Source organism: Brevibacillus sp. (genome assembly GCF_003521185.1).
GTDB classification, from domain to species: domain Bacteria; phylum Bacillota; class Bacilli; order Brevibacillales; family Brevibacillaceae; genus Brevibacillus; species Brevibacillus parabrevis.
The window spans coordinates 131,505-149,145 of record NZ_DOTK01000066.1 but is presented as its reverse complement, the minus strand read 5'-3'; the positions used below and the strand labels follow the sequence as shown (position 1 = coordinate 149,145).

At 53.5% G+C, this 17,641-nt stretch carries 16 protein-coding genes; 10 read left to right on the top strand and 6 right to left on the bottom strand.

From position 1 onward, the window contains the following. Nucleotide 1 precedes the first annotated feature (1 nt). From DEP07_RS20555 to DEP07_RS20545, 3 genes are read left to right on the top strand one after another with little or no spacing between them, the layout of a single operon-like run. The gene (locus DEP07_RS20555) at nucleotides 2-928 is read left to right on the top strand and encodes a Gfo/Idh/MocA family protein (RefSeq protein WP_287102950.1); all 927 of its coding nucleotides are present in this window, start codon (nucleotides 2-4) and stop codon (nucleotides 926-928) included. Beyond that, nucleotides 925-1,917 carry a Gfo/Idh/MocA family protein gene (locus DEP07_RS20550; protein ID WP_287102949.1) on the top strand — a complete coding sequence of 331 codons (993 nt, stop codon included), beginning with the start codon at nucleotides 925-927 and terminating at the stop codon, nucleotides 1,915-1,917. Before DEP07_RS20555 ends, DEP07_RS20550 begins: the two co-directional genes overlap by 4 nt. A gap of 52 nt (nucleotides 1,918-1,969) precedes the next feature. After that, complete coding sequence (locus DEP07_RS20545) at nucleotides 1,970-2,842, top strand: sugar phosphate isomerase/epimerase family protein (RefSeq protein ID WP_287102948.1); 873 nt, start codon at nucleotides 1,970-1,972, stop codon at nucleotides 2,840-2,842. 55 nt (nucleotides 2,843-2,897) lie between these two features. Here the strand turns inward: DEP07_RS20545 and DEP07_RS20540 are convergent, their stop codons facing one another. After that, nucleotides 2,898-3,257: a DUF805 domain-containing protein gene (locus DEP07_RS20540; RefSeq protein WP_122966369.1), complete on the bottom strand. Its 360-nt coding sequence runs from the start codon at nucleotides 3,255-3,257 to the stop codon at nucleotides 2,898-2,900. A 257-nt stretch (nucleotides 3,258-3,514) separates the two neighbouring features. Between DEP07_RS20540 and speD the strand changes: the two genes are divergently transcribed. The 4 genes from speD to DEP07_RS20520 all read left to right on the top strand — a co-directional run bounded on the left by speD (nucleotide 3,515) and on the right by DEP07_RS20520 (nucleotide 7,969). Next, the gene (speD, locus tag DEP07_RS20535; protein ID WP_122966306.1) at nucleotides 3,515-4,327 is read left to right on the top strand and encodes an adenosylmethionine decarboxylase; all 813 of its coding nucleotides are present in this window, start codon (nucleotides 3,515-3,517) and stop codon (nucleotides 4,325-4,327) included. Nucleotides 4,328-4,459: 132 nt separating this feature from the next. Next, nucleotides 4,460-6,109: an AraC family transcriptional regulator gene (locus DEP07_RS20530; protein ID WP_287102947.1), complete on the top strand. Its 1,650-nt coding sequence runs from the start codon at nucleotides 4,460-4,462 to the stop codon at nucleotides 6,107-6,109. 94 nt (nucleotides 6,110-6,203) lie between these two features. Next, a complete protein-coding gene (locus DEP07_RS20525; RefSeq protein WP_287102946.1) occupies nucleotides 6,204-7,151 on the top strand; it encodes an ABC transporter substrate-binding protein in 948 nt (315 codons plus the stop codon). Beyond that, nucleotides 7,148-7,969, top strand: coding sequence for an alpha/beta hydrolase (locus tag DEP07_RS20520; protein WP_122966303.1), 822 nt, complete (start codon nucleotides 7,148-7,150; stop codon nucleotides 7,967-7,969). Before DEP07_RS20525 ends, DEP07_RS20520 begins: the two co-directional genes overlap by 4 nt. 93 nt (nucleotides 7,970-8,062) lie before the next feature. Here the strand turns inward: DEP07_RS20520 and DEP07_RS20515 are convergent, their stop codons facing one another. The 5 genes from DEP07_RS20515 to DEP07_RS20495 all read right to left on the bottom strand — a co-directional run bounded on the left by DEP07_RS20515 (nucleotide 8,063) and on the right by DEP07_RS20495 (nucleotide 14,601). Next, nucleotides 8,063-9,811 (bottom strand): hypothetical protein, encoded by a 1,749-nt coding sequence (locus DEP07_RS20515; protein WP_287102945.1) that lies wholly within the window; start codon nucleotides 9,809-9,811, stop codon nucleotides 8,063-8,065. A 223-nt stretch (nucleotides 9,812-10,034) separates the two neighbouring features. Continuing rightward, nucleotides 10,035-10,751, bottom strand: a complete 717-nt coding sequence (locus DEP07_RS20510) for an ankyrin repeat domain-containing protein (RefSeq protein WP_429827513.1) — start codon at nucleotides 10,749-10,751, stop codon at nucleotides 10,035-10,037. A 49-nt stretch (nucleotides 10,752-10,800) separates the two neighbouring features. Next, nucleotides 10,801-12,282: an S-layer homology domain-containing protein gene (locus DEP07_RS20505; RefSeq protein ID WP_287102944.1), complete on the bottom strand. Its 1,482-nt coding sequence runs from the start codon at nucleotides 12,280-12,282 to the stop codon at nucleotides 10,801-10,803. A gap of 146 nt (nucleotides 12,283-12,428) precedes the next feature. Beyond that, on the bottom strand, nucleotides 12,429-13,124 hold the full coding sequence (locus DEP07_RS20500; protein WP_173597144.1) for a response regulator transcription factor: 696 nt from the start codon (nucleotides 13,122-13,124) through the stop codon (nucleotides 12,429-12,431). Next, nucleotides 13,099-14,601: a sensor histidine kinase gene (locus tag DEP07_RS20495; RefSeq protein ID WP_287102943.1), complete on the bottom strand. Its 1,503-nt coding sequence runs from the start codon at nucleotides 14,599-14,601 to the stop codon at nucleotides 13,099-13,101. Before DEP07_RS20495 ends, DEP07_RS20500 begins: the two co-directional genes overlap by 26 nt. A gap of 155 nt (nucleotides 14,602-14,756) precedes the next feature. Here DEP07_RS20495 and DEP07_RS20490 point away from each other — a divergent pair, with 155 nt between their 5' ends. From DEP07_RS20490 to DEP07_RS20480, 3 genes are all read left to right on the top strand, one after another. Beyond that, nucleotides 14,757-15,554, top strand: a complete 798-nt coding sequence (locus DEP07_RS20490; protein ID WP_217022493.1) for a carbon-nitrogen hydrolase family protein — start codon at nucleotides 14,757-14,759, stop codon at nucleotides 15,552-15,554. A gap of 192 nt (nucleotides 15,555-15,746) precedes the next feature. Then, nucleotides 15,747-15,995: a hypothetical protein gene (locus DEP07_RS20485; protein WP_122966297.1), complete on the top strand. Its 249-nt coding sequence runs from the start codon at nucleotides 15,747-15,749 to the stop codon at nucleotides 15,993-15,995. A 201-nt stretch (nucleotides 15,996-16,196) separates the two neighbouring features. Further along, on the top strand, nucleotides 16,197-17,588 hold the full coding sequence (locus tag DEP07_RS20480) for an L-cystine transporter (RefSeq protein ID WP_122966296.1): 1,392 nt from the start codon (nucleotides 16,197-16,199) through the stop codon (nucleotides 17,586-17,588). Nucleotides 17,589-17,641 lie beyond the last annotated feature (53 nt).

Genomic DNA, 17,641 nt, shown 5'->3' with positions numbered 1-17,641 from the left:
CATGGTGAAGGTAGCAGTGGCCGGTGCCGATGACTCTGCGAAAGAGCGGCAGGCAAGCTGGTCGCAAATTTACGGAGTAGAGGTGGCTGGCCATGCGCAAAGCTTGCAGGAGCTGCGTTGTTTATTGGCGGAGGAAAAAGTGGAGCTTGTGGAATTTGCCGGAACAGTGGAAGGAGCATGGGTCACGCATGCCGCTCAGTCAGGCGTAAACATACTCCTGGACGAGCACGCCGGGATGTCCGATCAGCAGCTTGTGGCGGCAGCAGACTTGTGCGAGCAAAATGGCTGCGTGATGTACTTGACGGACTCCTTGCGTTTTTCGCCGGAGTACGCGCAGGCGCGTGAACAGGTTGTAAGCGGGGCAATTGGCAAGCCAGGCGTATTGCGGCTGCGGCGAGGAACCCATGCAAGCGAGGATGGCTGTATCTTTTCCAGTCTGGGCATGCGCGAGTTTGACTGGCTGCGCTGGACGTTCGGCGAGGTGGAGCGCGTGCAGGCAAACAAGGTGGCGCGCGAGGTGGCAACGGGGCAGCTGCTCCAGTATGCGCTAATCATCCTGAGGATGCGTGATGGTGCGATCGCACAGGTGGAGCTGTCTCAGGCTGACTCGTCCGAGCACACGTTTTTCGAGCTGACGGGTGACGCAGGGATGCTGCTGCACGACAGCCGCGACAGTTTGCCGATCCGCTGGAGCAGGGGTGGCACGGACCGACAGGCGGTTGCAGGTCAGACGGAACAAGGAAGTCACGCCGGGATTGATCCTTTACAGAAGCAGCGGGAGCAGCTCGTCCGACACCTTTTAGGCGAAGCGGCTGCTGGCATGACCGTACGCGATTGGTTGCTGGCAAAAGAAATCGCCCAGGCAGCCAGCGAGTCAGCGAAGGCCGGAAAGCCTGTCAGTCTGGCAAAAGGAGAGGTTGCCCAATGAAGGTAGGAATACTGAGCTTTGCTCATATGCACGCGCAAAGCTATGCCGCACACCTGCGAAATCATCCAGATGCGGAGCTGCACGCGATTTGGGACGACGATCCCGTTCGCGGTGAAGCGATGGCCGCTGCTTATGGAGCAAAATATTACCGCGATCTGGCCGCGTTTTTGCAGTCTCCGATCGAAGCAGTCGTAGTCTGCTCGGAAAACGCGAGACACAAAGCGCACGTGCTCGCCTGCGCCAAAGCCAAAAAGCATGTGTTATGCGAGAAGCCGATCGCAACGACCGTCCCGGATGCCGAGGAAATGATCCGGGTGTGCGCAGCGGAAGCGGTGATCCTGCAAGTGGCGTATCCGGTTCGCTTTGCGCCCGCGATCGAGCGTGTAAAAGAGCTGGTGCAATCGGGAGCGCTCGGGGAAATTCTCGCTATCAACAGCACGAATCACGGGCAGATGCCGGGCGGCTGGTTTGTGGAAGAAGAGCAGTCAGGCGGCGGGGCGGCAACCGACCATATCGTCCACCTGATGGATCTCGTACGCTGGATGCTTGCGGATGAGGTGAAAAGCGTCTACGCCGAGCTGGATACGCGGTTCCATCAGTTGGCGGTAGAAGACTGCGGCATGGTTTCACTGGTATTGGAATCCGGTGTGATCGTCGGGATCGATCCAAGCTGGTCGCGTCCCAAAACATTCCCCACGTGGGGCGATGTGACGATGCGGATCGTGGGCACGCAAGGAACGGTCGAAGTAGACGTCTTCCGTCAGCACTTGCTCCACTACAACGACCAGGCAGGAAAGCTGAATCAGCTTCCGTGGGCTGTGGATATGGACGCGCGGCTGATTGCCGATTTTGTACAAGCGGTCAAGGAAAAACGGGCACCGTCCATTTCAGGGCTGGATGGGCTGCGGACTTTGGAAGTGGTCAAAGCCGCTTACGAATCCAACCGATTGCAGCAAACCGTTTTCATCGACCGAGCATTGCTTGCCTAGCTTACTTTTCAAAAATGAGAGCACATACCAAAAATGATGAGGTGGAAAACAAATGAAAATCGGATTGAGCACGTACAGTTTGTTGACTGCGATTCGCGCTGGGGAAATGGATGTGCTGGATGTTGTGCAATGGATTGCCGACAACGGCGGCGAGCATATGGAGATCGTGCCGTACGGATTTACGCTGGTGGACAATTACGAGCTGGCGGATGCCGTACGAGACAAGGCGAAAGCACTGGGGATCGAGCTGTCCAACTATTCGATGCCAGCCAACTTCATTCACGACAGCCAGGAAGCGTTTGAAGCAGAGGTCGCGCGTTTGAAAACGCACGTAGATTTGCTGGATCGCATGGGGATTCGCCACATGCGCCACGATGTCTCCACGTTTACCGTACCTGTTGAGCAGACGACGATTGCCTATTTTGAAAGCCATCTGGACGCGATGGTTGAAGGCAGCCGGCAAATCGCTGATTATGCGGCGCAATTCGGAATTACGACGACGATTGAAAATCACGGGTGGCTCGTACAGGCCAGCGATCGCGTACAACGCGTCGTGCAGGCGGTCAACCGTCCGAATTTCAAGACGACACTCGATGTCGGCAACTTCATGTGCGCCGACGAAGCTTCATTGGTGGGCGTGAAGAAAAATCTTCCGTATGCGTCACTGGTGCATTTCAAAGACTTTTACTCCCGTCCGTACTACCAGGACCCGGGAGCAGGCAAGTGGTTCAAGACGGTCAACGGCAATTTCTTGCGCGGTGCCATCGTCGGTCAAGGGGATATCAACATTCGCGAGGTGGTCAAGCTGGTGAAGCAGTCTGGCTACGACGGTTACATCACAGTGGAGTTCGAGGGCATGGAGGATTGTCGCGAAGGCTCGCGGATTGGCATGGACAATCTGCGGCGGTTCTGGGAAGAAGCGTGATCAGCAGAGGAAAAAAGAAGGGCCTCTCCCGCAAGTTGAGGAGAGGCTTTTTGCATTAAACCAATGCTCTTCCTTCTGCTTTCGGGTTTGGACCGTAATTGTTGTCGGATTCACTGTCTTGGCAGAAGAATACGAGCAAAATAATGGCTCCGATAAGCGGAATCAACCCGAGCAGGAGCCACCAGCCACTTTTGCCAACATCGTGCAGGCGACGAACGCTTACTCCCAAACTAGGGAGCAAAACAGCCAGTGAGTACAGCGAAGACAAAGATTGCGGCAAGCCGACGAGGTATTCGATGAGCATGAGTACCAAAGAAATGATTACACTGAACAAGGTAAACATCCAATACTCTGTGCGTCTTGCGCGCCCACTGAAGCCTACATAATTCTTTAAAACTTTAAGATACCAATCCATGGCCTTTTTCGCCATTTCTTTGAAAATTTTTACACACATCATTATTTTAGCATCATTTTCCAAGCGAAAGATAGGGAGTTAGTCAAAATTTTTCCAATTGGTTCGATGGTATCAGGTGAGGTTAGGCAGAAAGTAACGTTCCTTATTTATGAACAGCATATCGTGCTGCATCCGATGATTTTTATGGGAAGGAATGGGCAAGCTGAAAAAAGGAAATCATGGCGGAAATTCGCTCATCGCAGGGGAGGACACGACACTTGGAACAAACGAACGATCAGCATATTACGCTGCACGGCTTCAACAATTTGACGAAATCGCTCAGCTTCAACATGTACGACATCTGCTATACGAAAACGAAGGCCGAGCGGGAAGCGTATATCGAGTACATAGATGAACAGTACAATGCCGAGCGACTGACCAGCATCTTGAAAAATGTTTCGGAAATCATTGGCGCGCACGTCTTGAATGTGGCGCAGCAAGATTATGTGCCGCAAGGGGCGAGCGTGACGTTTTTGGTTTCCGAAGGCCCTGTGGTGGAGGTGCCGACGGAATCGTACGAGGAATCGCCAGGCCCGTTGCCTGAGAACGTTGTGTTGCAGCTGGATAAAAGCCATATCACCGTCCATACTTATCCGGAATACCATCCAGATGAAGAAATCAGCACATTTCGCGCAGACATCGACGTCTCCACCTGTGGCGAGATTTCACCATTGAAGGCGCTCAATTACTTGATTCGTTCTTTTGATACGGATTTGATGACGATCGATTATCGGGTGCGCGGCTTTACTCGGGACATTCACGGCTACAAGCTGTTCATCGATCACGACATCAGCTCGATTCAAAATTATATTCCCGAGGAAATCAAAGAACTGTTCCACATGATCGATGTCAACGTTTATCAGGACAATATTTTCCATACAAAATGCAAACGCAGGCAGTTCGATCTCAACAACTACTTGTTCGGCTATACGAAAGACAAGCTGACGCCAGCAGAACAGCTGGAAATAACCGAGCGGCTGCAATTGGAGATGGACGAGATTTACTACGGAAAAAATATTATTCGCCACTAAGGCTGTATTTTTTAGCAAGTCTTTTGCAGGAAGCCCTCGCTGAGCAGTGAGGGCTTTTTTCTTGCATTGACGGTGATAATCATTATCAAACATAATGGGAGCATAAGAGCTAAAGGACGGTGGCAGCCAGCTATGCAGAGCAAGCGAAGCAACGGGAACAGCAGGGGCGAGTCATTTCAAGGCTTGTGGATGAAGCTGCGGCATTGTGAAGAGATCAGAATCAAACAGGATGTCCCTCACGCGGGTCAAGAACTGGACAACAAGCACCGACTGATCGTCGTCCTGGACGGCAAAGGCTCGATGGAGACAGACGACGAATGTCAGCCCGTCAAGGAAGGAGACGTGTGGGTGCTTCTCCCGGGGCAGCGGTGTTCTTTCTATATAGAATCTTTCCGGCAGTTAAGCCTGCATGTGTTCGCTTTTGATGCGTATCGCGAGCAGGAGGGCGAAGACGATGAGACGATCACGCTGCGGCGTGCGATCTGGCCGTTGGCTGGTCGCATGGCATGCACAGCTCCGTCATCCATGTTCACCCGCTGTCGTGCGATGGAGGATGCGTGGCAGCAGGCGGACGAGCGGAGTCGCTTTCGGGCGCAGGCGTGGTTTCAGGAGCTTATGTACGAGCTGGCAGTCCGTGCAGACAGCGCACCCGTAGAGGATTCGCTGGAGACATTGGAGCAGACGCGGCTGTATTTGGACAACCACTACCAGGAAAGCTGGACGATTGAGAAATTGGCCGCCATGGCTGGTTTAAGCCCTTACTATTACATGCATCTTTTTAAAAAGACTTACGGAAAAAGCGCGATGGATTACGTGAACCAGTTGCGGATCAACAAGGCAAAGCAGTTGATGGGCGAAGGCAGGGAGCGGGTACGGGAAATCGCCAGACAGGTCGGCTTCAGCGACGAGTATTATTTCAGCCGGAAATTCAAGCAGCAGCAAGGAGTGGCGCCTACTGTCTACATGAAAAGCAGGCGGCACAGAGTCGCGACGTACCATACGGCGATTACCGGACAGCTTTTGGCTTTGCAGACGATTCCCGGCGCCGCGCCGCTTGATCCCAAGTGGTCCGCGTACTATCGGCAAAAGTACGCCATCGATATCCCCGTTCATTTGCGCGATCCGTTTGTGGCAGAAAACTGGGCGGTCAATCGCGAGGCGATTCGCGACTTCAGCCCTGACCTGATCATTACGAGCGATTATCTCGATCAGACTGTGAAGCAAGAGCTGGGACATATGGCGAATGCCCTGTTTATTCCGTGGAAAGAAAAAGACTGGCGCGTGCACTTGCAAATGATCGGCGAGTATCTCGGCAGGGACAAGGAGGCCGAGCAGTGGCTTTTGGCTTACGACAAAAAATCGGCAGCCGCACGGGAGACGCTCCGGCGGGCGATTGGCGACGACTCCCTGCTTATGCTCTACGTGAACCAGCCTACGCTGTATGCATGCGGCAGCCAGCGCACCGGGTCGGTACTGTACAGCGATTTGCAGCTTCGGCCTGTTGCCCAAGTGGAGTCGCTTTTTGCCTACGAGCAAATCACCTTGGATGAATTATGTCACTATCATGCCGACCGCTTGATCGTGATCGTGAAAAAGGATCAGCCATCGCGGGATTTTTGGAGCGAGCTGCAAAAAACAGAGCAATGGTTTTCCTTGAAAGCCGTGCAAAACAGGCACGTATACGAGGTGACGCCTGATCCGTGGCTGGAATATTCCGCGATCGGCCATGAACGGATCATGGAGGAGAGCTTGCGGCTGTTCGCGCAGTATCATCCAAATTAGATGGCAGGATTGTCTATGGTCGGGCGTGGAGCAAACCGTTTATAATCCTCCTAGTGAAAATCATTATCAACGATGAATTGCAGGGAGGATACAAATGAAACGGGCACTTATGCATACAGTTATGCTCATCTTGCTCGCCACGACAGTTGTCGGATGCGGCCAGGCAGCAGCGCCAAAAGAGGAGCCTGCGCAAGCGGAAGCGAGCCAGACCAGAAAAGTCCAGGATGCAAAAGGGGAAGTGGAGATTCCGGCTCATCCCAAACGGATTGCGGACATTTCCGGCGCTTCCGAGGAATTGCTGATTTTGGGGCATACGCCTGTCGCTACTGCCAACACGGATTCATACGACCATGAAAAGCCGTCGCTCTATGTGCGGGACAAGCTGAAAGATTCCAAGATCGTCGGTTTCTACATGATGGACACGATCAATATCGAGGCAGTGATGTCGGCTGAGCCTGATTTGATCATCATGAATGCCAGACAGGAAAAAATTTACGAGCAGTTGAAAAAAATCGCGCCTGTCGTCGTGCTGAAAAACAGCCTGGAGCAGTGGCGGGAGCGGTTTACAGAGGTCGGCACGATTCTCGGACAAGAACAGGACGTCCAAAAATGGCTGGCTGACTACGATGCCAAAGCGAAAAAAATCGGCGAGCAAATCAAGGCGAAATCAGGTAATGAGTCGTTCTCCATCTTCCTGGCGCACAAAAAAGGGCCGTATTTGTTGGGGAGCGAAGGGGCAGGCTCGGTGCTTTACGATGATCTGGGGCTGCCGAAGCCAGCGACGTCGCCTGACACGAAGGAAAAGACGATGGTGCTCCTGACGCTGGAAGGCATCACGACGATCAACCCGGACCGCATCGTGCTCCTGCACCCGGAAGGCGGCGAGCAAGCTTACAAAGATTCCGCTGTATGGCAAGGGATGAAAGCATACAAAAACGGGAAAATTTACTACCTGCCAGCAAATCCGTACTACAACCAGGCTTACATGCCGATCGGCAAGGAGCTTCTGCTCGATACGCTTGAGCAGACGTTGAACCAATGAGTGAGCTGGAGTGGAAAACAGCGGGCATTCCCTGGACGAAGCAGTTGACGATGACAGCGACTGGCAGCGGGCAGGCATATCGCATCTATTTGGCAGTGCCGCCCGGAGAGGCGCCAGAAGCAGGGTTTCCGGTCATGTATGTGCTGGATGCCAATTCGGTGATCGGAACGGTAGTGGAGGCGGTTCGTCTGCAAGGCAGAAGCCGGAATGGCCAAGGCAGTCCAGCCGTCGTCGTAGGGCTCGGTTACGACGAGGAGATTCCTTTTGCCACTGCACGGTTTACCGATTACTCCTTGCCTATGCCGATTGACGAGCTTCCGCCTTTTTCCCGAGGGGGAGAGTGGCCGCGGCAGGGCGGAGCGGACGACTTTTTGCGCTTCGTATTGGAAGAGGTTCGGCCCGTGGTGGAGAGCATGGTCGCAATCAATCGCGAGCGCCAGGCCATATTCGGTCATTCGCTGGGAGGATTGTTCGCCCTGCATACTTTGTACACGCGCCCGGATGCATTTTTCGCCTACATAGCCGGAAGTCCATCGATTGATTGGTACAAGCGGCTGATTTTGGCGGAGGAGCAGGAGTTTGTCTCCCGTTTGCAGCGCGGCGGCCAGCCAAAACAATTGTTCATCGGAGTTGGCGAAGAGGAAGAGACTCACCCGACGCGAATCAACGAGCATGCGCGAGGTGTGGCCGAGCGACTGGGAGTGTTTGGCGATTGCGGGCTGAACGTGTCTTTTGAACAGTTTGCCCGGGAAAACCATATCTCTGTTTTGCCTGTACTGATCAGTCGTGCTGTGCGCTGGTTTTTGCAAAGCGTGTAACAAGCATGGGCAATAAGAAAAGATGAGCGTGACAACAGGTGCTGCACCGCCTGTATGTCTGCTCATCTTTTTTGTTTTGCTGCCCACTCCGTTTCAGGAGGTAGCCAACACTTGCTGGGCTTGCACGTATGCCGTGGAGCTTCGCACATGCTCCAGTTGGAAATGACCGAGATAATGCGCCCGGATCTCGTCCAGCGTCTTCTGGGCGGGCTGGATAAATTCCCGATCCCAGTCTTCGGGAGGGGATTCGAGCGATATGCCTTTTTCGTTGAGGATGTGGAACAAGTCTCTGTCTGCCTGGGTAGGAATCCACCACGTATAGACAGGATTGGTCTGGCCTTTGAGCAACGATTCCAGCATGAACTTCAAATACTCCGCTGTCGAAAGCTGGCCGTAGTTCACATCAAATTCTGGCCCGGGAGCCGGGTATTGCTCTGGATAGCGGAAGGGGCCGTAATGAATGGAGATGCCGAGAAAGCCGACAGGCGGGATGTTGTTCCCGTACCCGGTGAGCGAGAACGGCAAATCGGCTGCGAAATGCAGGCGCACGATGACGGAATTGATGAACTGCTGTTCAAAAAAGTCTTCTTTTTGCCAGATTCCCAAGTCGCGGGCAATCGTATCCCAGTAAATGATCGACGTGTTGTGCGCCAACCAGAACGACGACGACATTTCCTCGAACGTCTTGAAAAATTCTTGATCGTGCTCGCTGAACGGGTCGATCAAGTCGTACCATTTGAAATAGCCGTGCTTTTGTCGCCAGCTTTGGGCAAGCAGCAAGAAGTCGATCAGCCGCTGGATGCGCGGCTCCGAGCTTTGCTGGTTGTTGGAAAAAAGGTGTGTCGCTTCCAGCAGGTCAGCCGTAAAGTTGCCATTGACGAAGTCCCAGTAATTCACGTCTCCGGCCTGGGAGCGGTGCTCGTTGACCCGCTTCGTCTCCGTTTCCCAGTGGGCAAAAGTCGTGACGTCAATCCCGAAGTACAGCTCGAAAGGCAGCAGATCGCCAAGCAAATGGAAGCGGTAAGGGCTGGACTGCTGAAACCAGGTTTTGATGAAAGCGAGCCGGGAGGACGGGGGAACGACGATGGCTCTTTCCAGGTAGCTGGTTTTGGCGATGTCTGCCTGAAACTGCTCGATCGAGGTGGAACGGGCGACAAACGGCGAAGAGGAGGCGAGAAAATCGACGCCGTCTTCATCGTTGTCGTACTGCACAAGAATATGCGTGAAGCTGCTCTTGGCTTGGGAAGACAAGACGAGCTGGCCCCAGTGATGAGCCGTGCCGTTGTCGATGGCTCCGATGATGACGACAGGCGTATCTTTTTGTCCGTTGAACGCGATGGAGCCGTAATCCTCGACGATGATTTTGTGCTGGCAGCGGACATTGATGGAGGCGCCAGCTTCGAAGCTGACGCAGACGCCTGCGGGAATCGTAACGTCTGTCGGACCAATCATGTACGGCCCGCCAGCGGCAGTAAATTCGCGATCATCTTCCATAGTTCCGCACAGGCGGACGTACTTGTCCACGTGAAGCTGGCAGGAATGCTGCGGGTCAGGGTCTGGCCCAATGGTCAGCTTAATGTAATAAAAGCCGTCTTCCGGAGGAAAAAAAGGCAGGATGAGGCTGCCTCCCGGCGTGTAGCGGACTTCGCACAGTTTCGTTCCGTGCATATCGTACACTTCAATACCGGAGGACGGGTGCGTCACATTGCTGATATGGATTTCGATGGCCTCTTTGGAAGTGAGGAAAAGCTTGTACATTTCGATGTGAGGATCGATGTCTGGTGACGCTTTGCGAATGGGCTTGTCTGTTTCCAGCATGGATACGTTTGCGAGAGTATTCATGTTACGCCGACTCCTATTCGAAAGATTCAATCATATGTAGGGAATGCAAGGCCAGGGGCACTTGAATATTGGATATTATTAGTATAAGACGCGCGAGTGGGGAAAAAGTTTTGGGAGAAAGCAAGTCTTTTGGACTAGGGAAGCAGCAAGAAAAAAGGACGGGAGCGCCAGCGTGACTGACGTTCCTGTCCTTTTTGGCTGGATGAAGCGCAGAGGGGGTCGCTTACTTTCCGCCCGCTTTTGCGAGCATGTCGACCATCTCGCGGAAGCCGCGTTTTTTCGCGTGCGACAGAGGGGTGACCCCGTCGGAATCCGCCAGATTCACGTTCGCGCCGTACTCGATCAAAAGCTGGACGATTTCCTGATGCTTTTTGCCGCCATCTCCGAGGATGACTGCTTCCAGCAAGGCCGTCCACCCGAGGTTGTTGACGTGGTCGATGTTGACGTCAGAGGTGGTTAAAAGCTCGCGGACGATTTCTACATGACCGCGATCAGCCGCAGGGATGAGGGCGGTGCCGCCAAAGCGGTTGGTGATCGTCGTATCGGCCCCTGCGGCAATGCTTGCCCGCACGAAGTCCAGCTTGCCTTCTGCCCCGGCGTACAGCAGCGGATTGTCGGAGCGGTCATCGCGAATGTTGATGTTGGCACCATGTTCCACCAGCAGGTTGAATACTTCCAGTTGATCCGTGTGCACGGCGATCATGGCTGAAGTGCGGCCGCGCTCATCTGTTGCATTGATGTCAGCTCCGTCAGCAAGCAGCTTTTGGATCGTTTCCTTGTCTCCTTGCTTGACTGCTGCAAGCAGTGCCTGGTTTCGCTTGTCCATTTCTTCTTTCGCCACCTGGGTCGCTTGCTGCTCGCCGCTCGCAAGCAGGGTGTCCATGTTGGCCGCACAGCCTGACAGGAACAGGGCGATAGTCAAAAAGCTTGCTTGCAGCATGGCGAACCCGCCCCTTTCTTTCGTTTTCATTGCCAGCATATCCAGCGGCTTATTCGACTGTCAGCTTGGCCTGGGATTTGCCAGCCCAATCGCCGACAGGTGTTACCGTATAGGTTGTGTCTGCTTTCAGTTTACCATCTTGCTGAAGGTCAAACACGCCTGTTGCCCCTTTGCGGCTGGAATATTTGTAGGTGGCGAGCAGCTTTTCGCCATCTGCCGAAGTCAGTTCTACACTGCGGCCGGAGAACAGCTCGTCTTTTGGATCGGCAGTCAAGGTAACGGAAATCGATGTGTCACTGAGCGCTTCTGCTTCGCTCAACGCAAGCGGAGCGACTTCCTGGGCGACAAAAGTCGGGTTGGCGACATTGGCCCAGTCAGATGTGACGGTGTACGTGACGCCCGGTTTCAATACTTGACCTTCCGGCAGACGGAATTTTGGCTCCTGGACTCCGTCAGTCGATTGTGTGAATGGCACGTATTTCGCGATAATCGGCTCGCCGCCAGCAGGAGTAATCGTCACTTGTCTTGCCTGCATGGACGAAATGACTTGATACGTTTTGCCGTCTGCGCTGTTGCTGTCGTCAAGCACAAAGGCGTTTGCGCCACGGCCTGCACTGTAAGCGGAGATGATGTATCCGTAGTCGACGACCCCGTTTGCTTTCAGTGCTTCGACTTCAAATGTGTCGTTTGTCACCTGTCTTGCCTGGGTCATGTCAAGCTTCGTTGCGTTGCCAGCAAAAGTTCCTGCCTTGTTCCCTTTGTAGGTCAACGTGTAAACTGTCCCAGGCTTTTGTACGGAAGTCGGCACGATATAGGTTGCGACAGAGCCAGTTTTCAGACGCGGCATGTTGGTCAAGGTCAGACCGTCGTTGAAAGCAAAGTCTTCCTTGGCTTTTGCGAATACTTCATCTTGCGCCGTCAGTGGCGCGTCAAAGGTGACGATCAGGGTGATGGCATTCAGCGCGCGAACGCTGGTCACTTTCGCATTGGCGGAAGGGATCGCTTTGTGAGCGGTTTGCAAAAGGAAGGCAACTTCGCCGCGGGTGACGCTTCCGTTGGCGGAGGAGAGGCGTTCTGCCCAATGTTGAACGGATTTCGTATCGCGTCCGAGCGCCTTGGAGACGATCTGGACCAGTTCGGCGCTTGTCACCGTTCCTTGTGGGTCAAAACGTCCGTCTTTCGCCTGCATGATTTCTTTGCCAACCAGTGCGGCAGCGTAGTTGTAATACCATGCGCCCGGGTTCACATCGGAAAAGCTGACGGTTTGCTCTGCCTTGCCTTGCAAGCCGAATGTGAGTGCGATCATTTTCGCCAGCTCGGCGCGGGTGACTTGCTGGTGGATGCCCATCGAGCGATCTTGATAGCCTTGCATGACGCGAAGCTGGGTCATTTTGCTGACGGCTTGCTGGATTTCCCCGGCGTTGAGCGGAGCGGCTGCTGCCTGTGCATGCAAAGCGGCGAAGGGAAGGGATGTCGCTCCGAGAGTAGTAGCGAGCAGCACAGCTGCCAGTTTATTGGATACCTTTTTCATGTATAGTCCTCCTCGGTTAGATCAGGTTAGGTGTTTCTGTTTGGCTTACCTGTATGATAGACGAGGGGTCTAAACTCCCGAGAAACGCGAGATTAACAGTTTCTAAAAAGGTTCTTAAAAAAAGATAAAAAAACCGCCTGAAATGCTCAGACGGTAAAACGGTACCCGGCACCCCAGACGGTTTCGATATATTGCGGATTGGACGGATCGACCTCGATTTTTTCCCGCAGCTTGCGAATATGCACGGTGACGGTTGCGATATCTCCGCTGGAATCCATCCCCCATATGCGTTCAAACAGCTCGTTTTTGCTGAACACCCGGTTCGGATGCGTAGTCAAAAATTCAAGCAAATTAAACTCTCGTGTAGTAAAAATGACTTCCTCGTTGCGGACGAACACCCGGCGCGAAGCTTTGTCGATGAGCAGCCCGCGGATGTGAATCTCGGACTTGGCTGCAGGCTCCTTGTGGGATGTCAGCCGTTCGTAGCGCGTCAGGTGAGCTTTGGCGCGGGCCACCAGCTCGCTTGGACTGAATGGCTTGGTGATGTAATCGTCGGCTCCGAGGTTGAAAGCGCGGATTTTATCGATTTCTTCTTTTTTGGCAGAGACGATCAAAATCGGCACTTCTTTCGCCTGTCTGATTCGGCTGCACAGCTCGAAGCCGTCCATGCCGGGCAACTGCAAATCGACGATAATCAGGCTGTAGTCATCGTGCAAGGCGAGCTGCAAGCCTTCGTTTCCGGTGTGGCACAAGTCGACCTGAAACCCGTTCAGTTCAAAATAATCGCGTTCCAACTGGGCGATTGTCGTCTCATCTTCAATGATGAGGATGCGCGTCGTCATATGTGTCCGCTCCTCCTTGCTGATTCATTCGCGGCAAGCTGAAAAACAGGCTCGTGCCGCTGCCTTGCTTGCTTTTTACCCAAATCTCGCCGCCGTGTCCTTCGATGATCTGGCGCGCGATGGAAAGACCGAGGCCGCTGCCGCCCGTCGAGGAATTGCGCGATTGCTCGGCTCGGTAAAAGCGCTCGAACAGGTGGGGAATGGCTTCTTCCGGAATGCCGATTCCGTTGTCTTTGATTTCAACGATTGCCCACTTTGGGTCAGCCATTACCGAGACGAGAATGTGTTTATCCGGTTTGTCCATGAACTTCTGGGCGTTTTCGATGATGTTGAGCACGGTTCGCTTGATTTTTTCCAGATCGGCGATAACCGCGACGCTTTCCTGCGGGCGCTGTTCCCATTGCAGGCGAATGCCCTTCTCCTCCAGGTCGTAGTGCAGCTCGTCGATGCAGTCGTCCAGGAAGCTGGTAATATCAACAGGCTCAAACGTAAACGGCACCTGTTTCAGATCGAGCTTGGAGTAGAGGAACAGCTCGTCTACGAGCTTGTCGAGATCGACTGCTTTGGCGTAAATGATGTTGACGTACTTATCCATTTTCTCCGGCGTATCTGCGACGCCGTCCCGAATGCCCTCGATGTAGCCTTTGATGTTTGTAATCGGCGTTCGCAGGTCGTGCGAGATGTTGGAGATCAGCTCTTTGCGGCTCTCCTCATCCTGCAAGCGAAGCTGTACGGACTCTTGCAACCGTCTGCGCATGTTCTCGAACGCTTCGTTCAACTGACCGATTTCGTCCTTGCTGCTCTCCGGGAGGGCGAAGTCGAGATTGCCTTCCTTGATGTTCTCCGCAGAGTGGCGAAGTCTGTCCAGCGGCTTGACGACGCTGCGGGTAATCCAGCGGTACAGCAGCACGTTGGCGACGATGAGCACTCCGAGCAGCAGACAGACGAGAATCGGCAGCAGCCTGCGGGTTACTTCGCTGAACGGACTGCGCTCGCGAATGACGAACACGCTGCCTTTTGCCCCGTCCGAGTAGAGAAAATCGAACTTGGCGTAGGCGTAAAAGCGCTCCCCGATGTTGAACGTGTTGCGAATCTGGCTGTTGTTCAGGTCGTAGGGAGGCAGGCTTTTTTCCAGCTCCGGCTGGTTGAACGTGAGCGATTCGAACACTTGGTTGCTCTCCCTGCGCACATACAGGCCAGCGCGTACCGTTTTGAGCTTGAAGTCGTAGTCTTGCAGCAACGACTTGTCGAGCAGCTTATCCGGCTCGTTTTTGGCGAAGTATTTCAGTTCGAGAAAAATCGACTCCTCTTGTTCGGTGAGCGGGTTGAGCTGATAGTGCACTTTATAAAAATCGCGAAAGCTGTGAATGTCGCCTGTCGCTGCAATCGTAAACAGGCTGGCTGCGAGAAAAAACATGAGCAAACTGATGACCAGCATCCCCGTGTAGGAGAGCAGCAGCTTGACGCGGATGGACATAAGACTCACCTCTCCTGGTGGCTGGGGTGTACAAAAGATGACAAGTCCATTATATACAAGGAAGACAGTCGGTAAAGCATTATTGCTTGGAACTGGGCGAATATCCGTTATACTAGCAGTAGAAGAACGGGATGAGACAGGGGGATACGATACCGATGAAAGTAGCCATAGCACAGCTTACCGCGACGATGGACAAAGCGGCCAATCTGCAAAAAGCACAAGAGTATATCGAGAAGGCCAAAAAGGCGGGGGCTGACTTTGTCATTTTGCCTGAGATGTACAGCGCTCCAGCGACGCCCAAGTCGGGTGTGACGCCAGCCGAGGTGGCGGAGAAGCTGGACGGACCGTTCGTTTCGGGGCTTTCAGCAGCAGCGAGACAGCACGGGATTTACGTCGTGTGCGGTGTGTTCGAATCGATCGAGGGCGACGAAAATCGCGCTTACAACACGACAGTCTTCCTCAATCGCGAGGGCGAGCTGATTCACGCGTATCGCAAGACGCATCTGTACGATGCATTTTCCTATATCGAATCCGATTTTATCGCGCCGGGCGACAATCCGTATCAGGTGGTGGAGACGGAGTTTGGCAAAATCGGGCTGATGGTATGCTACGAGGTGCGCTTTCCGGAGATCGCCCGCCAGTTTGCCTTGCAGGGAGCCGATATTTTGTTTGTGCCGGCTGGCTGGGTAGCGGGTGCGATGAAGGAGGATCATTGGGAGACGCTGGTGCGTGCGCGGGCGATCGAAAACACGATGTTCATATGCGCAGCCGACCAGGTAGGCAACATCTTCGCGGGACGCAGCATGTTCGTCGATCCGATGGGAGTGGTCATCGCCAGCGCCGGAGAAGAAGAAACTTTGTTGATCACAGAATTGGATATGGATCGGATTCAACGCGTGCGAGGAAAGCTGCCGAGTGTAGCAAACCGCCGCGCAGAGCTGTACACCAATTAAATACATGGGATTTCTGTAAAAGAACAGTCAGTCGCACCACAGGGCAACGTGGGGGCTGATTGTTTTTTTGTTTGGGAAAAGAAAAGTGGTCAGGCACATTTTCGTTTTTCCTTCATAGGATTATAGTAGATATTCTTCATTTTTAGAGCCCTTATGCAAGCGTTACCATCATGCGAAAGGAAGTGTGTGCGAATGTTCTGGTTCGTATGGGCTGTCGTCGGTGTCGTTGTCTGGTGGGCAATGAACAGTATCATGACAGGTAAAGCGGCAGGAACAAGCTGGTGGGCTTCGCTCATCGCTGCGCTTCTGGGCAGCTGGCTTGGGGATTTGGTGTTGGGAGATTGGCTGTGGCTGTGGGCTGGCTTCAACGTCATTGCCGGGGTCATCGGGGCGGTCGTCCTCACCTGGCTGTGGAACCTGCTCAGCAAACAGGCGAAGTAGCATAAAAGCAGGAAGGAATCGTCCCTGTGGCGGTTCCTTTTTTTCGTGGGCACAATCAAAATCAGCGGCACGAACGAAAGTGTACATTTGGGCAGTTTTTGCGAAAATCTTACTTGACCAGTAGGGATTGTTGGTAATATAACTATATCTAGGCCGATACTTATGACAGAGAGAGTATTTGATGCAACAGGAGGGGAAAACATGTCAACGATACTTACGATTGTCAACATTGTCCTTATGCTTTTATTCATTGGCGGTTTGTACGCTTTGCAAAAGAAACATATTTCTTTTTCCAAAAGGGTATTTGTCGGTCTGGGGCTCGGGATTGTCTTCGGTCTTGTGCTGCAATTTGCTTACGGAGTCAAATCGGACATTTTGAAAGACTCGATTGACTGGTTCAATATCGTAGGAAAAGGCTACGTGAAGCTGCTGCAAATGATCGTCATGCCGCTGGTGTTCATCTCGATCCTGGCTGCGTTTACGAAAATGAAATTGTCCAACAACATCGGCAAAATCAGCTCGCTGATCATCGGGCTGCTGGTAGGCACTACCGCGATTGCCGCAGCGATCGGGATTGCCTCCACTTTTGCCTTCAATCTGGACGGAGCGCAGTTCCAGCAAGGAGATGCGGAATCCGCCCGCATCGAGCAAGTAGAGCAACGCCTTGGCGACATCCAGAACATGACGTTGCCCGCGAAAATTTTGGAGCTGCTCCCGGCCAATCCGTTTCTGGACTTGACAGGTGACAGAGCGACTTCGACCATTGCCGTCGTTATTTTCGCCGCGATTATCGGCATCGCCTATTTGGGTGTGAAAAAGAAAAATCCGGAGCAGGCCGAACTGTTCTCCAAAATCGTCGATGCGATTCACGCGATCATCATGCGCGTCGTGACGCTGATTTTGCGCCTGACCCCATACGGTGTGCTGGCGATCATGACGCGGGTGACTGCGACGAGCGACTACAATGCCATCTGGCAGCTTGGAAAATTCGTCATCGCTTCGTACGCGGCGCTGATTCTCATGTTTATCGTGCACTTGCTGATGCTGGCGTTCGCCGGGCTGAATCCGGTCACTTACGTGAAAAAAGCGTTCCCTGTCCTGACCTTTGCCTTTACGTCCCGCACGAGTGCAGGGGCATTGCCGCTGAACGTGAAAACGCAAACGCAAGACCTGGGCGTACCTGAAGGAATCGCCAACTTTGCCGGCTCGTTCGGTCTGTCGATCGGGCAAAACGGCTGCGCAGGAACATACCCAGCCATGCTGGCGATCATGGTTGCGCCTATCGCGGGTATCGATCCGCTGACGCCTTCTTTCATCCTGACCTTGATCGTGGTCGTGGCTCTCAGCTCCTTCGGGGTTGCCGGAGTAGGGGGCGGAGCTACTTTTGCCGCACTGCTTGTTCTGTCTACGCTGAACCTGCCTGTAGCGATTGTGGGCTTGCTCATTTCTGTCGAGCCTTTGATCGACATGGGACGCACAGCGCTCAACGTGAGCGGAAGCATGACAGCAGGTCTTTTGACGAGCAGGGCGACCAAAGAGCTGGATACAAAAGTATACAACGGCACAGAGCAACAATCGTCTGTGACCGTCTAAAAGCCAAAGCAAACAGGCTGTGCCATGTCGAAGAGACAGGTACAGCCTGTTTG

Excerpts from the sequence above, each read along its gene's own strand:
- DEP07_RS20555 (WP_287102950.1), top strand. The coding sequence starts at position 2 with ATGGTGAAGGTAGCAGTGGCCGGTGCCGATGACTCTGCGAAAGAGCGG.
- DEP07_RS20550 (WP_287102949.1), top strand. The coding sequence starts at position 925 with ATGAAGGTAGGAATACTGAGCTTTGCTCATATGCACGCGCAAAGCTAT.
- DEP07_RS20545 (WP_287102948.1), top strand. The coding sequence starts at position 1,970 with ATGAAAATCGGATTGAGCACGTACAGTTTGTTGACTGCGATTCGCGCT.
- DEP07_RS20540 (WP_122966369.1), bottom strand. The coding sequence starts at position 3,257 with ATGGATTGGTATCTTAAAGTTTTAAAGAATTATGTAGGCTTCAGTGGG.
- DEP07_RS20530 (WP_287102947.1), top strand. The coding sequence starts at position 4,460 with ATGCAGAGCAAGCGAAGCAACGGGAACAGCAGGGGCGAGTCATTTCAA.
- DEP07_RS20525 (WP_287102946.1), top strand. The coding sequence starts at position 6,204 with ATGAAACGGGCACTTATGCATACAGTTATGCTCATCTTGCTCGCCACG.
- DEP07_RS20520 (WP_122966303.1), top strand. The coding sequence starts at position 7,148 with ATGAGTGAGCTGGAGTGGAAAACAGCGGGCATTCCCTGGACGAAGCAG.
- DEP07_RS20515 (WP_287102945.1), bottom strand. The coding sequence starts at position 9,811 with ATGAATACTCTCGCAAACGTATCCATGCTGGAAACAGACAAGCCCATT.
- DEP07_RS20510 (WP_429827513.1), bottom strand. The coding sequence starts at position 10,751 with ATGCTGCAAGCAAGCTTTTTGACTATCGCCCTGTTCCTGTCAGGCTGT.
- DEP07_RS20505 (WP_287102944.1), bottom strand. The coding sequence starts at position 12,282 with ATGAAAAAGGTATCCAATAAACTGGCAGCTGTGCTGCTCGCTACTACT.
- DEP07_RS20500 (WP_173597144.1), bottom strand. The coding sequence starts at position 13,124 with ATGACGACGCGCATCCTCATCATTGAAGATGAGACGACAATCGCCCAG.
- DEP07_RS20495 (WP_287102943.1), bottom strand. The coding sequence starts at position 14,601 with ATGTCCATCCGCGTCAAGCTGCTGCTCTCCTACACGGGGATGCTGGTC.
- DEP07_RS20490 (WP_217022493.1), top strand. The coding sequence starts at position 14,757 with ATGAAAGTAGCCATAGCACAGCTTACCGCGACGATGGACAAAGCGGCC.
- DEP07_RS20485 (WP_122966297.1), top strand. The coding sequence starts at position 15,747 with ATGTTCTGGTTCGTATGGGCTGTCGTCGGTGTCGTTGTCTGGTGGGCA.
- DEP07_RS20480 (WP_122966296.1), top strand. The coding sequence starts at position 16,197 with ATGTCAACGATACTTACGATTGTCAACATTGTCCTTATGCTTTTATTC.